General features: G+C 69.7%; 17 protein-coding genes and 1 pseudogene. 9 read left to right on the top strand and 9 right to left on the bottom strand.

The window, feature by feature from the left end:
- Positions 1–86 precede the first annotated feature (86 nt).
- A complete protein-coding gene (locus tag ACWGJB_RS11400; protein ID WP_453379965.1) occupies positions 87–884 on the top strand; it encodes an HAD family acid phosphatase in 798 nt (265 codons plus the stop codon).
- A 155-nt stretch (positions 885–1,039) separates the two neighbouring features.
- The gene (locus ACWGJB_RS11395; RefSeq protein WP_453379964.1) at positions 1,040–2,194 is read left to right on the top strand and encodes a right-handed parallel beta-helix repeat-containing protein; all 1,155 of its coding nucleotides are present in this window, start codon (positions 1,040–1,042) and stop codon (positions 2,192–2,194) included.
- A 72-nt stretch (positions 2,195–2,266) separates the two neighbouring features.
- Here ACWGJB_RS11395 and ACWGJB_RS11390 read toward each other — a convergent pair whose 3' ends face one another.
- Positions 2,267–3,121, bottom strand: coding sequence for a hypothetical protein (locus tag ACWGJB_RS11390; RefSeq protein ID WP_453379963.1), 855 nt, complete (start codon positions 3,119–3,121; stop codon positions 2,267–2,269).
- Positions 3,118–3,690, bottom strand: coding sequence for a SigE family RNA polymerase sigma factor (locus ACWGJB_RS11385; RefSeq protein ID WP_453379962.1), 573 nt, complete (start codon positions 3,688–3,690; stop codon positions 3,118–3,120). The genes ACWGJB_RS11390 and ACWGJB_RS11385 overlap by 4 nt, the downstream gene beginning before the upstream one ends.
- A 278-nt stretch (positions 3,691–3,968) precedes the next feature.
- Here ACWGJB_RS11385 and ACWGJB_RS11380 point away from each other — a divergent pair, with 278 nt between their 5' ends.
- Positions 3,969–5,420 (top strand): NCS2 family permease, encoded by a 1,452-nt coding sequence (locus ACWGJB_RS11380; protein WP_453379961.1) that lies wholly within the window; start codon positions 3,969–3,971, stop codon positions 5,418–5,420.
- 114 nt (positions 5,421–5,534) lie between these two features.
- On the opposite strand, the gene ACWGJB_RS11375 is transcribed toward ACWGJB_RS11380, so the two are convergent.
- Together ACWGJB_RS11375 and ACWGJB_RS11370 are read right to left on the bottom strand one after the other, a co-directional pair.
- On the bottom strand, positions 5,535–6,992 hold the full coding sequence (locus tag ACWGJB_RS11375; RefSeq protein ID WP_453379960.1) for a peptidoglycan D,D-transpeptidase FtsI family protein: 1,458 nt from the start codon (positions 6,990–6,992) through the stop codon (positions 5,535–5,537).
- Between the two features lie 81 nt (positions 6,993–7,073).
- Positions 7,074–7,847: an IclR family transcriptional regulator gene (locus ACWGJB_RS11370; RefSeq protein WP_351694752.1), complete on the bottom strand. Its 774-nt coding sequence runs from the start codon at positions 7,845–7,847 to the stop codon at positions 7,074–7,076.
- A gap of 145 nt (positions 7,848–7,992) precedes the next feature.
- On the opposite strand from ACWGJB_RS11370, the gene ACWGJB_RS11365 reads away from it, so the two are divergent.
- From ACWGJB_RS11365 to ACWGJB_RS11345, 5 genes are all read left to right on the top strand, one after another.
- The gene (locus tag ACWGJB_RS11365; protein ID WP_453379959.1) at positions 7,993–9,522 is read left to right on the top strand and encodes an aldehyde dehydrogenase (NADP(+)); all 1,530 of its coding nucleotides are present in this window, start codon (positions 7,993–7,995) and stop codon (positions 9,520–9,522) included.
- A 126-nt stretch (positions 9,523–9,648) separates the two neighbouring features.
- Positions 9,649–10,257, top strand: coding sequence for a DUF1349 domain-containing protein (locus ACWGJB_RS11360; protein ID WP_453379958.1), 609 nt, complete (start codon positions 9,649–9,651; stop codon positions 10,255–10,257).
- A 50-nt stretch (positions 10,258–10,307) separates the two neighbouring features.
- On the top strand, positions 10,308–10,811 hold the full coding sequence (locus ACWGJB_RS11355) for an N-acetyltransferase family protein (RefSeq protein WP_453379957.1): 504 nt from the start codon (positions 10,308–10,310) through the stop codon (positions 10,809–10,811).
- 61 nt (positions 10,812–10,872) lie between these two features.
- Positions 10,873–11,589 carry a DsbA family oxidoreductase gene (locus tag ACWGJB_RS11350; protein WP_453379956.1) on the top strand — a complete coding sequence of 239 codons (717 nt, stop codon included), beginning with the start codon at positions 10,873–10,875 and terminating at the stop codon, positions 11,587–11,589.
- A gap of 97 nt (positions 11,590–11,686) precedes the next feature.
- Positions 11,687–12,748, top strand: coding sequence for an aminotransferase class V-fold PLP-dependent enzyme (locus ACWGJB_RS11345; protein ID WP_453379955.1), 1,062 nt, complete (start codon positions 11,687–11,689; stop codon positions 12,746–12,748).
- Between the two features lie 71 nt (positions 12,749–12,819).
- Here ACWGJB_RS11345 and thpD read toward each other — a convergent pair whose 3' ends face one another.
- The 5 genes and pseudogenes from thpD to ACWGJB_RS11320 all read right to left on the bottom strand — a co-directional run bounded on the left by thpD (position 12,820) and on the right by ACWGJB_RS11320 (position 16,572).
- Entirely contained in the window at positions 12,820–13,707 is an 888-nt protein-coding gene (gene thpD, locus ACWGJB_RS11340; protein ID WP_453379954.1) for an ectoine hydroxylase, read from the bottom strand.
- A gap of 3 nt (positions 13,708–13,710) precedes the next feature.
- Entirely contained in the window at positions 13,711–14,109 is a 399-nt protein-coding gene (locus ACWGJB_RS11335; protein ID WP_351496114.1) for an ectoine synthase, read from the bottom strand.
- Positions 14,110–14,140: 31 nt separating this feature from the next.
- Complete coding sequence (gene ectB, locus ACWGJB_RS11330) at positions 14,141–15,412, bottom strand: diaminobutyrate--2-oxoglutarate transaminase (RefSeq protein WP_453379953.1); 1,272 nt, start codon at positions 15,410–15,412, stop codon at positions 14,141–14,143.
- 11 nt (positions 15,413–15,423) lie between these two features.
- Complete coding sequence (ectA, locus tag ACWGJB_RS11325) at positions 15,424–15,939, bottom strand: diaminobutyrate acetyltransferase (RefSeq protein ID WP_453379952.1); 516 nt, start codon at positions 15,937–15,939, stop codon at positions 15,424–15,426.
- A 130-nt stretch (positions 15,940–16,069) separates the two neighbouring features.
- Positions 16,070–16,572: pseudogene (locus ACWGJB_RS11320) on the bottom strand (mycothiol transferase).
- 294 nt (positions 16,573–16,866) lie between these two features.
- Here ACWGJB_RS11320 and ACWGJB_RS11315 point away from each other — a divergent pair.
- A complete protein-coding gene (locus ACWGJB_RS11315) occupies positions 16,867–17,343 on the top strand; it encodes a cell division protein ZapB (RefSeq protein WP_453379951.1) in 477 nt (158 codons plus the stop codon).
- The last annotated feature ends 80 nt before the right edge of the window (positions 17,344–17,423 follow it).

The raw sequence follows: 17,423 nt of genomic DNA, 5'->3' as shown, positions 1-17,423 counted from the left end.
CTTGACCCGGTTTTTGCCTGTGGATGAGATATCGATCAGGCAACGGGACTCGCGCCCACCAGGGTGACGCGCGTAGAACTCCTGTCATGCATAAGTCACTTCGTCTCGCGGCGATCGCTGCCGCCTGCGCGCTCGCCGGCGGCGCCCTCTACGGCGCCGGTGCCGCCACCGCCGGTCAGAAGACCGCGAACTCCACCCACGAGCCCTACAACATCGGGCTCCTGGTGAAGGACATCGACACCTACTACGGCACCGCCGCCGACGCGGGCGGCGTCTACCAGGCGTCGCCGACCAGCCCGTACGCCAAGGACCTGGCGCGTCTCGACAAGGACGCCGAGCGGTACATCGACCGGGCCGCGCGCAAGGCCCACCGCAAGGGCGAGAAGCCCGCGGTCGTCTTCGACATCGACGACACGCTGCTGCTCAGCCTCGACTACGAGAAGCGCTACAACTACACGTACAACTCCGCCACCTGGGCGGCCTACGTCAACAAGGCCGACCGCCCGGGCGTCTTCGGCAGCGCCGAGCTGGTGCAGTACGCGAAGCAGAAGGGGGTGGAGGTCTTCTACAACTCCGGTCTCAGCGAGGCGCAGCGCACCGCCGCCGTCGAGAACCTGAAGAAGATCGGCGCCGACGTCAACCTCGACGCCGGGCACATGTTCCTCAAGGACGCGGCCAACCCGCCGTCGTACCTGAGCGGTTGCGCGACCGCGGGCAGCTGGACCTGCACGACCGTGCAGTACAAGTCCGGCACCCGCACGCACATCGAGAAGGACCTCGGGTACGACATCATCGCCAACTTCGGCGACCAGTACTCGGACCTGGACGGCGGCCACGCGGACCGCACGTACAAGATCCCGAATCCGACGTACTTCGTCTCCTAGGACGTAGGACGTAGGACGTAGTCGGCAGACGCGGCAACCCTTTCCGGCCGCGGTGGCGACTGGGGGACAGAAACGGGCCGGGGCGGCCCCTCCGGCCCGTTTCGCTCCCCTCGTCAGCACGTCGTCATCGGCGACGTCAAGGAAAGGAACGGCCAGTGCGCTTCAGCACCGGACGCCACCGCAGGACCCGTACCCTCTCGATCGCCGCGGCGGTGGCCGTCGCGGCGGGCGCGGGCGGCGTCTACCTCGGCCTGTCGAACGGCGGTGCCCAGGCCGCCACCAGCACGGTCACCGTCTCCACCACCGCACAGCTGGAGTCGGCCGTCGCGAACGCCACCGCCGGCACCGTCATCCAGGTCCGCGCGGGCACCTACTACCCGACCGCCACCCTCAAGTCGACGGCCGGCGGTACCGGTGCGAACCGCATCACGCTCAAGGCCTACAGCGGCGAGAAGGTGAAGATCGACGGCTCCAGGCTGCCCGCCGGTTCCTGGCTCGCCGGGATCTACGGCAGCTACTGGACCGTCCAGGACCTCACCTTCCAGAACTCCCCGGCCCAGGGCTTCGTCGTCACCTCGTCCACGGGCGGCGTCTTCAAGAACCTGGTCACCGCGGACAACGGCGACTCCGGGTTCACCCTGCGCGGCGACGGCACCGTGAACAACCTCGTGCAGAACCTGGACAGTTACGGCAACTACGACAAGGCCGGGCACGGCCAGAACGCCGACGGGATCGCCATCAAGTTCGGCTCGGGCACGGGCAACAAGGTGACCGGCGGCCGCCTCTACGACAACTCGGACGACGGGCTGGACCTCTGGCAGTTCTCCTCCCCGGTCACCATCGAGCACAGCTGGGCCTTCGGCAACGGCAAGAACCGCTGGAACGACTCCGCCTTCGAGGGCAACGGCAACGGGTTCAAGCTGGGCGGCGGGGGCGTCGCCGTCGCGCACGTCGTCAACGACAACGCGGCCTGGGACAACACCCTGAACGGGTTCACCGAGAACTCCAACACGGGCGCGATCGTGCTGAACCGCGACACGGCCTACGCCAATGCCCAGGCCGGGTTCTTCTTCGAGACCGGCAAGGCCCGGCTGGCGCGGAACCTGGCGGTGGGCAACGGGGGCGGGGCGGACAAGCTGGGGTCCCGGGCCGTGTCCGCGGCGAACAGCTGGGACGGCGGGGTGAGCACGCCGGCTTTCAAGTCGACCGACGCGACGACGGCGTACGGGGCGCGTGGCTCCGACGGCTCGCTGCCGGCGACCACGTTCCTGACTACGGGCTCCACCGCCGTCGGGGCGACCATGAACTGAGGCCGCGGGTTTCGCCGTGGTTGATCGCGCAGTTCCCCGCGCCCCTAAGGGGCGCGGAGAGCCGCCATTCCTTTATGAGTCGCCGTCGGCTGTCGTGTGCGTCGCGAAGTCGCCCGTCACCGCGTACTGCCTGTCGCCCGCGCTGCCGGTGATCGTATAGCTGTCCTTCTTGGCGTCGCGGCCGCCCTGCTTGTGGTTGTACTGGCCCGCGAACACCCACTCGCCGACCGCGACCTTGCGGTCCGGCTTGAGCGTCCAGGTGTAGACCAGGAAGCCGTCCCGCTCGGTCACCGACTGCGTGAAGTCGGTCTCCGGCAGCGAGCGCCAGGCTCCGGCCGAGGACACCCCGCCGGTCTGTGCCACCTTCAACCGCACGGTGAGCGCGGTCAGTTGTGCGGAGGTCTTCAGGGTGACGTCGGACTGCGCCCAGAAGTCGTTGCTGTGCGGGTCCACCGAGCCGTCCGACCACAGCGGCCCGTCCGTCTCGCCCCCGGCGGCCGGTGCCGTCGGGGTGGCGGAGGCCTTCGCGGTCGCGGAGGGCGTCGAACCCGCCGCCGGGGAGGAGGACTTCGGGGGTGTGCTGGGGGGCGGCGGCGGGACCACCGGGCGGGACGGCGGCCGGGAGGTGGGGTCCGGGGACGCGGAGGGCGTCGGCGACACCGCGACCGTCTTCTCGGTGGGCGTGTCCTGCACGGCCGAGGCGACCGCGTAGCCGCCGACGCCGAGGACCGCGGCGACCGCCGCAGTGGCGCCGACCACCCGGACCCAGCCCCACACGGGCGGCAGGGTGGCGCGATGGCCGGGGCGGGCCTGCGGGGCCACGCCCCGCTCGACCCGGGCCAGGATGCGGGCGCGGTCGGGCTCGTGCTCCTCGGCCGCCTCGTGCAGCCGGGCGCGCAGCTCGTCGTGCACGTCCTGCTGCCTCATCGGTTCCTTCCTCCGCTCTCACCGGCGCGCGGCGCCATCGCCGCGTGCACCCGCTGCGGCACACCCTGGGAGTCGCCGAGCAGTCTCTGCAGCTCGGCCATGCCCTTCGAGGTCTGGCTCTTAACGGTACCCACCGAGATCCCGAGGGCGAGCGCGGTGTCCTTCTCCGACAGGTCGAACGCGTGCCGAAGTACCACACACGCCCGTTTGCGGAACGGCAGGCGGCGCAGCGCCCCCTGGACGTCGACCACGCCGGCGATGTCCGGGTTCTCGGTCTTCTCCTCGCGGTGCGGCCAGAACAGGGCGATACGTCGCCGCTCGCGCACGGCGCTGCGGATGCGGGTGCGGGCCAGGTTGGCGACGACACCCCGGGCGTAGGCCACCGGGTGGTCGGCCGCGCGCACCCGGTCCCAGCGGTGCCAGAGCGCCAGCAGCGCGTCGGCGGCCAGGTCGTCGGCGGCGTCGGCCTCGCCGGTCAACATGTGGGCGAGGCGGGAGAGTTCGGCGTAGTGGCGTTCGAAGAAGGCATGGAACTCCGCGGAGGCGGCGTCGTCGACGACTGTGCCCACGGGTGACCTCTTCTGTCAGGGTGTCTGCGTCGTGCGTACCTGTGTCATGCAAATGACAGGTAAATCGACATGCGAACGTCCGGAGGAACGTTCCGGCGAGATCCGGAGCGTAGCAGTGATCTTTTTGTGTGTGCGGTACGGGGGTTCGGTGGCGGTCCGGTCCACCGGAGTCCATCAGGCCTGATTCCGTAACACGGAGAAAACCTGAAACCGGTTCAACGCGGGAACAATCCAGCCAGCATCCGCACACGATCGCTCAGGCAACGAGGAGTACGACCATGTCCGAGTCGCAGAAGGTGGACGAGCGGCAGAGCGCCCCGCCACCTGCCGGCAACACCGTCGACCGGTTCTTCAAGATCTCCGAACGAGGGTCCACCTTCGGCCGGGAGATACGCGGCGGCTTCGCCACGTTCTTCACCATGGCCTACATCCTCGTCCTGAACCCCATCATCCTCGGCAGCGCCAAGGACAAGTTCGGCCACACCCTTGACACCGGCCAACTGGTCACCGCCACCGCGCTGGTGGCCTGTGTGATGACGGTCATCATGGGCGTCGGCGGCAACCTGCCGCTGGCCATCGCGGCCGGGCTCGGCCTCAACGCCGTCGTGGCCTTCCAGTTGGCGCCGCTGATGAGCTGGTCCGACGCGATGGGCCTGGTCGTACTCGAAGGCATTTTGATCTGTGTGCTGGTGGTGACCGGCCTGCGCGAAGCGATCATGAACGCGATCCCACAGGCGATGAAGCAGGCGATCGGGGTCGGCATCGGTCTGTTCATCGCCTTCATCGGCTTCGTCGACGCCGGGTTCGTCAGCCGGATCCCGGACGCCGCGAACACCACGGTGCCGGTGCAGCTGGGCGCCGTCGGCCGGCTCACCGGCTGGCCCGTACTGGTCTTCTGTCTTGGCGTGCTCCTGACCATCGCGCTGGTCGCGCGCAAGGTGAAGGGCGCGATCCTGATCAGCATCGTCACCATGACCGTCGTGGCGATCGTCATCGACTCGGTCGCCGACATCAAGAGCTGGGGCCTGACCACGCCGAAGGTCCCCGACAAGATCGTCGACGCCCCCGACTTCGGACTCTTCGGCCACTTCAGCCTGTTCGGCGGCTTCGCCGAGGCCGGCGTCCTCACCGCCGTCCTCCTGGTCTTCACGCTGATCCTGTCCGACTTCTTCGACGCCATGGGCACGATCGTGGGCATCAGCGCGGAGGCCGGGCTGCTGGACGAGAAGGGGCAGGTGCCCGGCATCGGACGGGTGCTGTTCATCGACGGCGCGGCGGCGGTGGCCGGCGGTGTGGGCTCGGCCTCCTCCAACACGGCGTACATCGAGTCGGCGGCGGGGGTGGGCGAGGGGGCGCGCACCGGCTTCGCCAACCTGATCACCGGCGGGCTGTTCGGCCTCGCGCTCTTCCTGACGCCGCTGCTGACGATCGTGCCGCTCCAGGCGGCGGCGCCGGCGCTGATCGCCGTGGGCTTCCTGATGATGACCCACGTCAAGCACATCGACTGGGACAAGTACGAGATCGCCATCCCGGCGTTCCTGACGATCGCCGCGATGCCGTTCACCTACTCGATCACCGACGGGATCGGGGCGGGGTTCCTGGCGTACGTGGTGATCAAGGCGGTGCTGGGGAAGGCGAAGGAGGTCAACTGGCTGCTGTGGGTGGTGTCGGCGCTGTTCCTGGTGTACTTCGCGATCGATCCGGTGGAGCAGGTGCTGGGCGTGAAGTAGGGGGTGGGGCGCGGAGGTTGCGCTTTCGGCTGCGGGTTATTCGTGGCTGATCGCGCAGTTCCCCGCGCCCCTCAGGGGCGCTTCAGCTCGGGGCGCTTCAGAGTTCGGGTGGGTCTACTTCAACGCCGCCTGCATCATCGCCTTGGCCACCGGCGCCGCCAGCCCGTTGCCGCTGACCTCCGACCTCGCCGCGTCCGACTGTTCGACCAGGACCGCCACCGCGACCTCCTTGCCGGTGCTGTCGGACTTGCCGTACGAGGTGAACCAGGCGTACGGGGTCTTGGAGTTGTTCTCGCCGTGCTGGGCGGTGCCCGTCTTGCCGCCCACCGTCACGCCGTCGATCAGCGCGTTCGTACCGGTGCCCTGTTCGACGACCGTCTGCATCGCGGACTGCAACTGCTCGGCCGTGCCGGAGCTGACGATCTGCTCGGTGCCGGTGTCGTCGTCGTAGTTCTTCAGCACGTCACCACCGCTGTCGGTGATCTGCGAGACCATGTGCGGCGAGACCAGCTTGCCGCCGTTGGCGATCGCGGCGGAGACCATGGCCATCTGGAGCGGGGTCGCCGTGACGTCGAACTGGCCGATGCCGGAGAGGCCGGTCTGCGCCTTGTCCATGTCCGACGGGTAGACGCTGGCCCAGGCCCGCACCGGGATGTCCTGCTCGGCGTTGTTGAAGCCGAACTTCTCTGCCATCGCCCGCACCTTGTCCTGGCCGAGGTCGACGGCCATCTTGCCGAAGACGTTGTTGCAGGAGTAGCGCAGCGCCGTGCGGATCGAGGCGTCCTCGCAGGGGGCCGTGCTGCTCTCGTTCTTCAGCGGAGTCGTCGTGCCCGGCAGGGTGTACGGGTTCGGGCTGTCGGTCTTGACGTTGACGTTCGCGTATAGACCGTCCTCCAGCGCCGCCGCCGCGACCACCAGCTTGAACGTCGAACCCGGCGGCAGCGGCTGGCGCAGTGCCCGGTTGGTGAGCGGCTTGTCCGCGTCGGCGTTCAGCTTCTTCCAGGCCGTACCGGCCGTGTTGGCGTCGGTGAGCGAGGAGGGGTCGTACGACGGGGTGGACTCGACCGCGAGGATCTTGCCGGTCTTCGGGTCGATCGCGACCGCCGCGCCCTTCTTGTCGCCGAGCGCCCGGTACCCCGCCTTCTGGACGGCCGGGTCGATCGTCGTGATCACGTTGCCGGGGTCGGCGCGCTGGTCGGTGACCGTGTCCATGACCGTCTTCAGCCGTGTGTCGGTGCCGTTCAGCAGGTCCTGGTAGATGCCCTCCAGCTGGGTCGGGGCATAGGCCTGCGAGGCGTAGCCCGTGACGGCCGCGTACAGCTTGCCGTCCCTGTACGTGCGCTTGTACTTGAGGTCACTGCTGCTCAGGGTCCGTGCCGAGCCGGTGACCGAGTCACCGGCCACGATGATGTTCCCGAGCGGCCGCGAGTACGTCTCGATCGCGTTGCGCCGGTTGTCCGTGTCGTCCGCGAGGGTCTGGCCGTCGTAGAACTGCACCCATGTCGCCCTGAGCAGCAGAGCGAGCACGAGCAGCAGCGCGAAGACGGACGCCCGCCTGATCGTCTTGTTCATTCCGCTCAGACAGACGAGCGAAGACGGGTCGTCCGTTCCCTCGGGGGCGGAATTCTCATCGCCCGTTCATGCGGAACCGGGCTAGAGCCGGCGCGTGGCCAGGGTCAGGCGGTCCCGGGCGTCGAACAGGGCGTCCTTGATCATCTGTTCGTGGGCGGGGGTGAGCCGGGCCACCGGGACCGAGCAGCTGATCGCGTCGCGGGCCGGGGTGCGGTAGGGGATCGCCACCCCGAAGCAGCGCAGCCCGAGCGTGTTCTCCTCGCGGTCGATCGCGAAGCCCTGTTCACGGATCTGGTGGAGCTCCTCGATGAGCTTCTCGCGGTCCGTGAGGGTGTGCTCGGTGAGCGCCGGGAGGGTCTCCGGGAGCAGTTTCCGGACCTGCTCGTCGGTGTGGGTGGCGAGCAGCGCCTTGCCGAGGGAGGTCGAGTGCGCGGGCAGCCGGCGGCCGACCCGGGTGAAGGGGCGCAGATAGTGCTGGGACTGGCGGGTGGCCAGGTAGACCACGTTCGTGCCGTCGAGGCGCGCCAGGTGGATGGTCTCCGTGGTGTCGTCGGAGAGCCGGTCCAGGGTCGGGCGGGCCGCCGCGACCACCTCGTCGCCGTCGATGTACGACGTGCCGACCAGCAGGGCCCGGACCCCGATGCCGTACCGGGTACCGGTCGCGTCCGTCTCCACCCAGCCCAGCTCCACCAGGGTGCGCAGCAGCATGTAGAGGCTGGACTTGGGATAGCCCACGGCCTCCTGGACCGCCGCGAGGGAGTGCATACCGGGCCGGCCGGCGAAGTACTCGAGCAACTCCACGGTCCGTACCGCGGACTTGACCTGTGCCCCGCCGCCTGTCTCGCCTGCCGACATCGCCCTTGACCCCTTCGTTGGACGAGAAACCGAGGTTATAGTCTCCAACAGCATATTCATCATCAGAGACAGCGTTCAGTATATCGAACATCCCTGGTGAGTGACCCGGCTCTGCGGCAGAACGCAACTCATGGAGGGACCCGCGGTGGCAGCAGCACCAGTCTGGAGTGTCGACCCGCGCACCGGGAAGCAGCGTGAACAGGTTGCGGTGGAAGCCACAGCCGAGGAGGTGGACACCACCGTCACCGCGGCGCACGCCGCACGCGGCTCCCTGGCCGACCGCACGGTCCGCGCCGCCTTCCTGCGGTCCGCCGCCGCCGGACTCGACGCGGCCAAGGGCCACCTCGTGGAGGCCGCCGACGCCGAGACCGCGCTCGGTCCGGTCCGGCTCACCGGGGAACTCGCCCGCACCACCTACCAGCTGCGGGCCTTCGCCGACATCGTCGACGAGGGCGCCTTCCTCGACGTCATCGTCAACCACCCCGACGCCACCGCCACCCCGCCCGTCCCCGACCTGCGCCGCTACAAGGTCCCGCTGGGCGTCGTCGCCGTCTACTCCGCCTCCAACTTCCCCTTCGCCTTCTCGGTCGCCGGCGGCGACACCGCGAGCGCGCTGGCCGCGGGCAACCCGGTCGTCGTCAAGGCCCACCCCGACCACCCGGGCCTGTCCGAGCTGGTCGCCAAGGTGCTGCGCCGGGCCGCGGCCGAGCACGGCATCCCCGCCGAGGTGGTCGGTCTGGTGCACGGCTTCGAGGCCGGCATCGAGCTGATCAGGCACCCGCTGGTCGCCGCGGCCGGCTTCACCGGTTCGGTGCGGGGCGGGCGTGCGCTGTTCGACGCGGCCGCCGCGCGTCCGGTGCCGATCCCGTTCCACGGCGAGCTGGGCTCCCTCAACCCCGTCCTGGTCACGGAGGCCGCGGCCGCCGAGCGCGGCGGGGAGATCGGCACCGGGCTCGCCGGGTCGATGACGCTGGGCGTCGGCCAGTTCTGTGTGAAGCCGGGCCTGGTGCTGGTGCCGGCCGACACCGCCGGTGACGGCCTGGTCAAGTCCCTCACGGACGCGGTCAGCGACACCGACGCGGGCGTGCTGCTCGACCACCGGATGCGGGACAACTTCGTCGCCGGGGTCGCCGAGCGCGCCGGACTCCCCGACGTGGAGAGCCCGGTGACCCCGGGCGCGGGCGGCGAGCACACCGTCAGCGCGGGGTTCCTCACGGTGCCGGCGAGCCGGCTGGCCGAGGAGGGGGCGTACGACCTGCTCCTGGAGGAGTGCTTCGGGCCGGTGACCGTGGTGGTTCGTTACGCGGACCGGGGTGAGGCGACGGCGGTGCTGTCGCGGCTGCCGGGGAATCTCACGGCGACGGTGCACGTCTCTGCCGAGGAGGCCGCGGGGGAGGGGCTCGGGGCGGAGATCCTCGCGGAGCTCACGCCGCTGGCCGGCCGGGTGCTGGTGAACGGGTGGCCGACGGGGGTGGCCGTGGCGCCGGCCCAGCATCACGGTGGGCCCTACCCGGCGACCACTTCCACGTCCACGTCGGTGGGCGGTACGGCCATCGAGCGGTGGTTGCGGCCGGTGGCTTATCAGGGGGTGCCGGAGGCTTTGCTGCCGGAGGAGTTGCGGGATGACAATCCGCTGGGGCTTCCTCGGCGGTTCAACGGGGTGCTGGAGCGGTAGCGGCGCGGGGGTGCGGGTGCGTCGCCGGGTGCCGGTTCGTTGTGGTTGCTCGCGCAGTTCCCCGCGCCCCTTCGGGGCGCGCCTGGCCGGGCGTAAGGCGAAAAGTTCTGCTGACACAATCTGACCATGGACGTGGAACTTCCCGAACTTCCCTTTCCCCTCCGTACCTACGGGCCCGACGGGCACTGGTTCTATGAGGACGGTGTGCTCACCGGGTGGGCCGGGGCCCGGCAGGATCGGTTCGTGTCGCCGACCGGGGAGGCCCTGGATCCCGCCTCGGACGCACCCCGGCTGCTCGGGGCGCCCGAGGGGGACTTCCAGCTGATCGCCCGGGTCACCGTCGGGTTCGGTGCCGCCTTCGACGCCGGTGTGCTGTACGTCCACGTCGGCGACCGGGCCTGGGCCAAGCTCTGTCTGGAGAACTCCCCGGACGTCCCCACCGTCTGCACGGTGGTCACCCGGGGGCACTCCGACGACTCCAACGCCTTCACGGTGGAAGGGAGTTCGGTCTGGCTGCGGATCAGCCGGACCGGGCGGGCGCTCGCCTTCCACGCCTCCCGCGACGGCAAGAGGTGGGTCTTCGTGCGGCTGTTCACGCTGGGCGGGGAGAAGGAGACGGAGGGCGCCCTGGTCGGCTTCATGACCCAGTCGCCGATAGGGGAGGGGTGCGTGGTGACGTACGACCACATCGAGTTCAGGCCCGACTGGCCGGCCGACCTCCGCGACGGAAGCTGAGCGGCGAGCGACCGCGGAACCGGTGCGGGCGTGGCCGCGTCCTCCGTTGCATGATCAGTGACCGTCTGAAGGGGCTGCGGGTGATCCGTACGGCCCTGCCCGCCGAGGCCGAGAAGATCGCCGCGCTGCACCACCGGGCCCGGTCGACGTACTACCCGGACGGCCTCCCGGACGACGGCGTCGACTGGACGGCGGCCTGGCGGGGAGCCGTCGAGCGGCCCGACGGGCAGGTGCTGTGCGTGGTGGAAGCGGGCGTGATCACCGCGGTCGCCTCCTTCCGTGCGCCGGAGGGCGCGCCTGCGGAAACGGTCAAGCTGTTCCAGTTCCACGTCGACCCCGACCACTGGCGGGCCGGGGTCGGCACCGCCCTGCACGCCGCCTGCCTGGAGCAGTGGCGGGCCGACGGCAGGCGGACGGCCGTGCTCGACGTGCACACCGACAACCGGCGGGCCCAGGCCTTCTACGCCCGCCAGGGCTGGGTGCCGGACCCGGAGCACCCGCCCGTCGACGGTGACCACCACCGGTATCTGCGGTACACGGTGCGCGGGGAATGAAGCGGGCTGATTGAAGGTTCAGGCAGTTGAGAGACGTCTTACTACCTGGAGAGCCGAAGACATGCGCGTCGAGATCTGGAGCGACATCGCCTGCCCGTGGTGCTACGTGGGCAAGGCCCGCTTCGAGAAGGCGCTCGCCGCCTTCCCGCACCGCGACGAGGTCGAGGTCGTGCACCGCTCCTTCGAGCTGGACCCCGGCCGCGCCAAGGACGACGTCCAGCCCGTGCTCGCCATGCTCACCAAGAAGTACGGCATGAGCGAGGCGCAGGCCCAGGCCGGCGAGGACAACCTGGGCGCCCAGGCCACCGCCGAGGGCCTCGACTACCAGACCCGCGGCCGGGACCACGGCAACACCTTCGACATGCACCGGCTGCTGCACTTCGCCAAGGAGCAGGGCCGGCAGGACGAGCTGATCCAGCTCCTGTACCGGGCGAACTTCGCCGAGGAGCGGTCCCTGTTCACCGAGGGCGCCGAGCGGCTCGTCGAGCTGGCCGTGGAGTCCGGGCTGGACGCGGAGGCGGTGCGCGGGGTGCTCGCCGACCCGGCCCGCTACGCCGACGACGTCCGCGCCGACGAGCGCGAGGCCGCCGAGCTCGGCGCGAACGGGGTGCCCTTCTTCGTCCTCGACCGGAAGTACGGGGTCTCCGGCGCCCAGCCCGCCGAGGTGTTCACCCAGGCGCTCGGCCAGGCCTGGGGCGCGCGTTCCCCGCTGCAGCTCATCGACGAGGGTGGCGCCGAGGCCTGCGGGCCGGACGGGTGCGCGGTCCCGCAGCACTGAGAAACCCCAGGTCAGGGCGGTCGTATAAGCAGGGCTTAGCGGTTCTGCGTAAAAATCCGCAATGGACGGGGGGTTCCGTGGGCCGCAGAGTGGAGCCATGGAGACCACGGAGACGTTCGAGAGCCTCGTCCGCGCCGAGTTCACCCCGAAGAGCACCTATCTGAACACCGCCAGCAACGGCCTGCTGCCGGCCCGCACCGTCGCCGCCCTGCACGAGGCGGCGCTGCTGCGGGCCGAGGGCCGTCCGCTGACCTCGCTGTACGAGGACGTGGAGGCCAGCCGGGCCGCGTACGCCCGGCTCGCCGGCGTTCCCGCGACCCGGGTTGCGGTGGGCGCGTCGGTCGCCGCGCACTCCGGCGTGATCGCCGCCTCGCTGCCCGCCGGCGCCGAAGTCCTCACCGCCGAGGACGACTTCACCTCCGTACTGAACCCGTTCCACGTCCGCGGCGACCTCAAGGTCCGCGCCGTGCCGCTGGAGCGGATCGCCGAGTCCGTCCGGCCCGGCACCGCGCTGGTCGCGGTCAGCGCCGCCCAGTCCGCCGACGGACGCGTCGCCGACCTGCCGGCCATGCGGGAGGCCGCCCGCGAGCACGGAGCGCGTACCTACGTCGACTTCTCCCAGTCCGCCGGCTGGCTCCCGATGGACGCCGACGGCTACGACTTCTCGGCCGCGGTCTCCTTCAAGTGGCTGCTCGGCCCGCACGGCACCGCCTTCCTCGTGGTCCCCGAGGACTTCGGTGGGCTGACCCCGCTGCTCGCCGGCTGGGTCGCGGGCGAGCAGCCGTGGGACAGCTGCTACGGCCCGGTCACCGAACTCGCCCACTCCGCCCGCCGGTTCGACCTCACCCACGCCCTGTTCACCTTCGCGGGCCTGCGCCGCTCCCTCGACCTGATCGAGGAACTCGGGGTGGCCGCCGTGCACGCCCACGACGTGGCCCTCGCCGACCGGTTCCGGGCCGGACTCGCCGCCCTCGGCCACGCGCCCCTGCCCGCACCCGGTTCGGCGATCGTCTCGGTGCCCGGACTCGGCGGCCGGCAGCCGGAACTGAGCCGCGCCGGCATCGAGGTCTCCAACCGGGCGGGCAACCTGCGGGCCGCGTTCCACCTGTACAACACCGCCGCGGACGTGGACCGGCTCCTGGACGTGCTCGGCGACTGAGCGGACGCGGACACGACCGGGCCGGGACCCCGTCCCACGGGAGGTCCCGGCCCGGCCGGCTCAGGGGGAGATCACCGCACGGGCGTGAAGTCCCGCGCCCCGATGAACTCGGGCCGGCGGACCGGTGCCGAGAACGGTTCCACCGCCGCGTTCTCCACGCTGTTGAACACGATGAAGACGTTGCTGCGCGGGAACGGCGTGATGTTGTCGCCGGAGCCGTGCATGCAGTTGCAGTCGAACCAGGTCGCCGAACCGGCCCGGCCCGTGAACAGCTTGATGCCGTACTCGCCGGCCATCTCGGTCAGCGCCTCGTCCGAGGGCGTGCCCGCGTCCTGCATCTGCAGCGACTTCTTGTAGTTGTCCTCGGGCGTGGCGCCGGCGCAGCCCAGGAACGTCCGGTGCGAGCCCGGCATGATCATGAGCCCGCCGTTGGTGTCGTGGTTCTCGGTCAGCGCGATCGAGACCGACACGGTCCGCATGTTCGGCAGCCCGTCCTCGGCGTGCCAGGTCTCGAAGTCCGAGTGCCAGTAGAAGCCACTGGCCCCGAACCCGGGCTTGACGTTGATCCGCGACTGGTGGACGTAGACGTCCGAGCCGAGGATCTGCCGGGCCCGGCCGACCACCCGCTGGTCGCGCACCAGGTTCGCGAAGACCTCACTGATCCGGTGCACCTCGAAGACCGAGCGGATCTCCTTGGACTTCGGCTCGACGATCGAGCGCTCGTCGGCCCGGATCGCCGGGTCGGCGACCAGCCGCTCCAGTTCCTCCCGGTACACGGCGACCTCGTCGTCCGCGAGGAGCTGGTCGATGGCGAGGAAGCCGTCCCGCTCGAACTCCTCCAGCCGGTCCGTGGCGATCGGCCCGGCCGCACCGGGCGCCGACCAGACGACCGGGTCCTTGCGGGGTACGGAGACCTCGACCGGGCCACGGCTCGGGTACAGGTCGGTGATCGTGGTCATGGGTCAGCCCTCCTCCGTCAGCAGGGGATAGACGCCGTTCTCGTCGTGGTCCTCCCGGCCGGTGACCGGCGGGTTGAACACGCAGATGCAGCGGAAGTCCTCCTTGACGCGCAGCGTGTGCCGCTCGTGCCCGTCGAGGAGGTACATGGTGCCGGGCGTGATCGTGTACGACGTCCCGGTCTCGCGGTCGGTCAGCTCGGCCTCGCCCTCGACGCAGACCACGGCCTCGATGTGGTTGGCGTACCACATCGACGTCTCCGTGCCCGCGTACAGGATCGTCTCGTGCACCGAGAAGCCGACCCGCTCCTTGGCGAGGACGATGCGTTTGCTCTCCCAGGTCCCGGACGCGGCCTTGACATGCCGGTCGGTGCCTTCGATCTCCTTGAACGAACGGACGATCACGGTGGTGTACAGCCTCCTTGCTAGATCCTGGTCAGACGGTCTCCCGGACGGCCCGGGCGAGGATGCTCAGCCCCTCGTCCAGCTCGTCCGGGGTGATGGTCAGGGCGGGCAGCAGCTTGACGACCTCGCTCTCCGGCCCCGACGTCTCGATGAGCAGCCCCAGTTCGAAGGCGCGTTTGGCGATCCGCCCGGCCCGCGCCTTCTCGTGGAACTCCATGCCCCACACCAGACCCCGGCCCCGGTACTCCCGCACGTCGGCGAGGTTCTCCTCGACGATCGCGATGAGCCCCTGCTCGACCTGCTCGCCCTTGGTCCGGGTCTGCTTCTCCATCGCCGGGCCGTCGGTCCAGTAGGACTCCAGGGCGGCGGTCGCGGTGACGAAGGCGGGGTTGTTGCCGCGGAAGGTGCCGTTGTGCTCGCCCGGCTCCCACACGTCCAGCTCGGGCCGGAACAGGCACAGCGACATGGGCAGCCCGTAGCCGCTGATGGACTTCGACACCGTGACGATGTCGGGGACGATCCCGGCCTCCTCGAAGGAGAAGAAGGCGCCGGTCCGTCCGCAGCCCATCTGGATGTCGTCGACGATCAGCAGCATGTCCTGCCGTTCGCACAGCTCCTTGAGGGCGCGCAGCCACTCGGCCCGGGCGACGTTGATGCCGCCCTCGCCCTGCACGGTCTCCACGATCACCGCGGCGGGCTTGTTGAGCCCTGATCCCTGGTCCTCGAGCAGCCGCTCGAACCAGAGGAAGTCCGGGACCTTGCCCTCGAAGTAGTTGTCGAAGGGCATCGGCGTCCCGTGCACCAGCGGGATCCCGGCCCCGGCCCGCTTGAACGCGTTGCCGGTGACGGCGAGCGACCCGAGGGACATCCCGTGGAAGGCGTTGGTGAACGACACGATCGCCTCGCGCCCCTTCACCTTCCGCGCCAGCTTCAGCGCGGACTCCACGGCGTTGGTGCCGGTCGGCCCGGGGAACATGACCTTGTACGGCAGGTCGCGCGGCCGCAGCACCAGGTCCTGGAAGGCCTGGAGGAACGACCGCTTGGCGGTGGTCGACATGTCGAGGCCGTGGGTGACCCCGTCGCGTTCCAGATAGTCGAGCAGCGCCCGTTTCAGCACCGGGTTGTTGTGGCCGTAGTTGAGTGACCCGGCGCCGGCGAAGAAGTCCAGGTACTCGTGGCCGTCCTCGTCGTACATCCGGCTGCCCCGGGCCCGGTCGAACACGGTCGGCCAGGCGCGGCAGTAGCTGCGGACCTCGGACTCCAGGGTCTCGAAGACACTCAGGTCGGGCTGGGTGATGGTCACAGGGAGGCTCCTCAGTGCGATGTGGGGGTCAAGGGGCCGATGCGGTACAGGACTTCGGGATCGTGCGGACCGTCGGGGAACTCGCCGGCCTCGAACAGCACGGTGCGCTCGACGGTGGCGCCGTGCCGGGCGGCGTACGAGGTGAACAGCCGCTCGGAGGCGGTGTTCCCGGGCGTGATGGTGGTCTCCACGGCGGTGAGCGGCTGTTCGGCGGCCACCCGCGCCGTGAGCCCGTCCAGCAGCTGCGCCGCGACACCGCGGCCGCGTTGCACGGCATCCACGGCCACCTGCCAGACGAGCAGCGTGTCCGGGCGGTCCGGCCGGGTGTATCCGGTCACGAATCCGACGGGCTCGCCGTCCGCGCCGCGCGCCACCGCCGACGTGCCGGAGAAGTCCCGGCACCACAGCAGATAGCTGTACGAGGAGTTCAGATCGAGGCTTCCGGAATCCTTTGCGATACGCCACAGGGCGGCGCCGTCGGTCACCATCGGGCGCTCGACGATCAGGTCTGCTTGTGGTGCGGTCATGCGGACTGAATTTAGCGAGGCAAATGCAAAAATGCACGGCAGGTGCTGTTGCCAGCTCGATCTGCCGTGCCCGTATGTGCCGATATTTCCCACCACAAATCGGGCAAATGACCCGCTTATGTGGAGTGTGTCACAGGGTTGAAACCTGGATGAAATTCCCCCGGTTTAGCTCCGCAAAAAGCGGGCAGAAGACTCGGGTAAGCCATCCAGTAAAAGGGAATTCGGAATTGCCTTGAATTCTGGCGCCGTTAACGCTTTCGATACGCTTCCGCAGGATGTCGGCGTGCCCGTTGCGCCGGGCGTACTCCTCGATGAGATGGATGAGCACCCAGCGCAGACTGACCTCGACACCGTCCATCGGACCGCCGACGATCCGCCCGTCGTCGAATGACCGCCCGCGCGCAGCTCCGGCTCCCCGCACGATCTCCCGCCGCCACACATCGAGCGCCTCGCCGAGCCCGAGCCCGGGGACGAGGCTGTACCCCGTCTCCTCCTCGTAGACCGGAGGTACGTCGAGTCCCGCGAACACCCGCTGGAACCAGTCCGTTCCACCTCGGCGAGGTGCTGCACCAGGCCGAGCAGGGTGAGTTCGGAGGGCTCGGCGGACACGACCCGCACTTGGTCGGCGTCCAGCCCCGCGCACTTCAGCTCCAGCGTGGCCCGTTGGAAGTCGAGCCAGGTCCAGCAGGGGCCGCTCGGGGCCGGGTCAGGAGGGGGATAGGACGGCCGCAGGGGAGGGTCTGGGATGTGTCGGCGGTCATGGCCTCACCCTGCTCCAAACCTCACTCGGTCCCGCCGGATCAGCAGCTGCCCCGGTGTGTTGAAGAACCACGACCCGGCGGGCATTTTTCCCATAGCGCTGCGCAGGACCAGAGCGGAGCCTTACTTTGCTCACGAGGTCAGTGCTTTCGGGGAGGGTAAACGGGGATGCTGGAACAGGCGTTGATGACGTTGGCCGCGGCCTGTGGAGCCGCCGTTGTACGGGCGGCGGGGACGGATGCGTGGACCGGGTTGCGGGTGGCGGTGGCACGTTGGCTCGGGCGAGGCGACGGACAGCGTGAGCAGGCGGAACTCGAACGACTGGACCAGACCGCCAGTGAACTTCAGTCCGCGGAAACGGCCCAGGCCGAGGTACTTCGTATCCGTCAGGAAGCGGCCTGGCAGGCTCGTATCGAGGCCTTGCTGGAGCGCCTGGACCACGACGAACGGGCGCAGGCCGCGGAGGAGCTGCGCACCCTGCTGACCCAACACACCCACCAGGGCGGGGTATCGGCCGGACCGGGAGGCCTGGCTGTGGGCGGAAGTGTGGACATGCACGCCGGGGAAGGTTCGATCGTGGCGGGGGTCATCCATGGAGGCGCGCACATCGGACGCCCTTCGAAGCCGGATCCGTCCCAGGGCTGAACGGACCGGCTAACTCGAGACCAGCCCTGCCCACGGTCGACGCCCGTGCATCGAGGGCCTTCTCACGTCCTACCGAACAC

The sequence above is a fragment of the Streptomyces sp. NPDC054813 genome (assembly GCF_053611365.1).
Note: the sequence above shows the minus strand (reverse complement) of the source record. Positions and strands in the feature narration are given on the sequence as shown.

Coding starts and splice junctions, on each gene's coding strand:
- ACWGJB_RS11360 (WP_453379958.1), top strand. CDS start 9,649: ATGGACGTGGAACTTCCCGAACTTCCCTTTCCCCTCCGTACCTACGGG.
- ACWGJB_RS11350 (WP_453379956.1), top strand. CDS start 10,873: ATGCGCGTCGAGATCTGGAGCGACATCGCCTGCCCGTGGTGCTACGTG.
- ectA (WP_453379952.1), bottom strand. CDS start 15,939: ATGACCGCACCACAAGCAGACCTGATCGTCGAGCGCCCGATGGTGACC.
- ACWGJB_RS11370 (WP_351694752.1), bottom strand. CDS start 7,847: ATGTCGGCAGGCGAGACAGGCGGCGGGGCACAGGTCAAGTCCGCGGTA.
- ACWGJB_RS11345 (WP_453379955.1), top strand. CDS start 11,687: ATGGAGACCACGGAGACGTTCGAGAGCCTCGTCCGCGCCGAGTTCACC.
- ACWGJB_RS11400 (WP_453379965.1), top strand. CDS start 87: ATGCATAAGTCACTTCGTCTCGCGGCGATCGCTGCCGCCTGCGCGCTC.
- ACWGJB_RS11380 (WP_453379961.1), top strand. CDS start 3,969: ATGTCCGAGTCGCAGAAGGTGGACGAGCGGCAGAGCGCCCCGCCACCT.
- ACWGJB_RS11355 (WP_453379957.1), top strand. CDS start 10,308: ATGATCAGTGACCGTCTGAAGGGGCTGCGGGTGATCCGTACGGCCCTG.
- ACWGJB_RS11375 (WP_453379960.1), bottom strand. CDS start 6,992: ATGAACAAGACGATCAGGCGGGCGTCCGTCTTCGCGCTGCTGCTCGTG.
- ACWGJB_RS11390 (WP_453379963.1), bottom strand. CDS start 3,121: ATGAGGCAGCAGGACGTGCACGACGAGCTGCGCGCCCGGCTGCACGAG.
- thpD (WP_453379954.1), bottom strand. CDS start 13,707: ATGACCACGATCACCGACCTGTACCCGAGCCGTGGCCCGGTCGAGGTC.
- ACWGJB_RS11315 (WP_453379951.1), top strand. CDS start 16,867: ATGCTGGAACAGGCGTTGATGACGTTGGCCGCGGCCTGTGGAGCCGCC.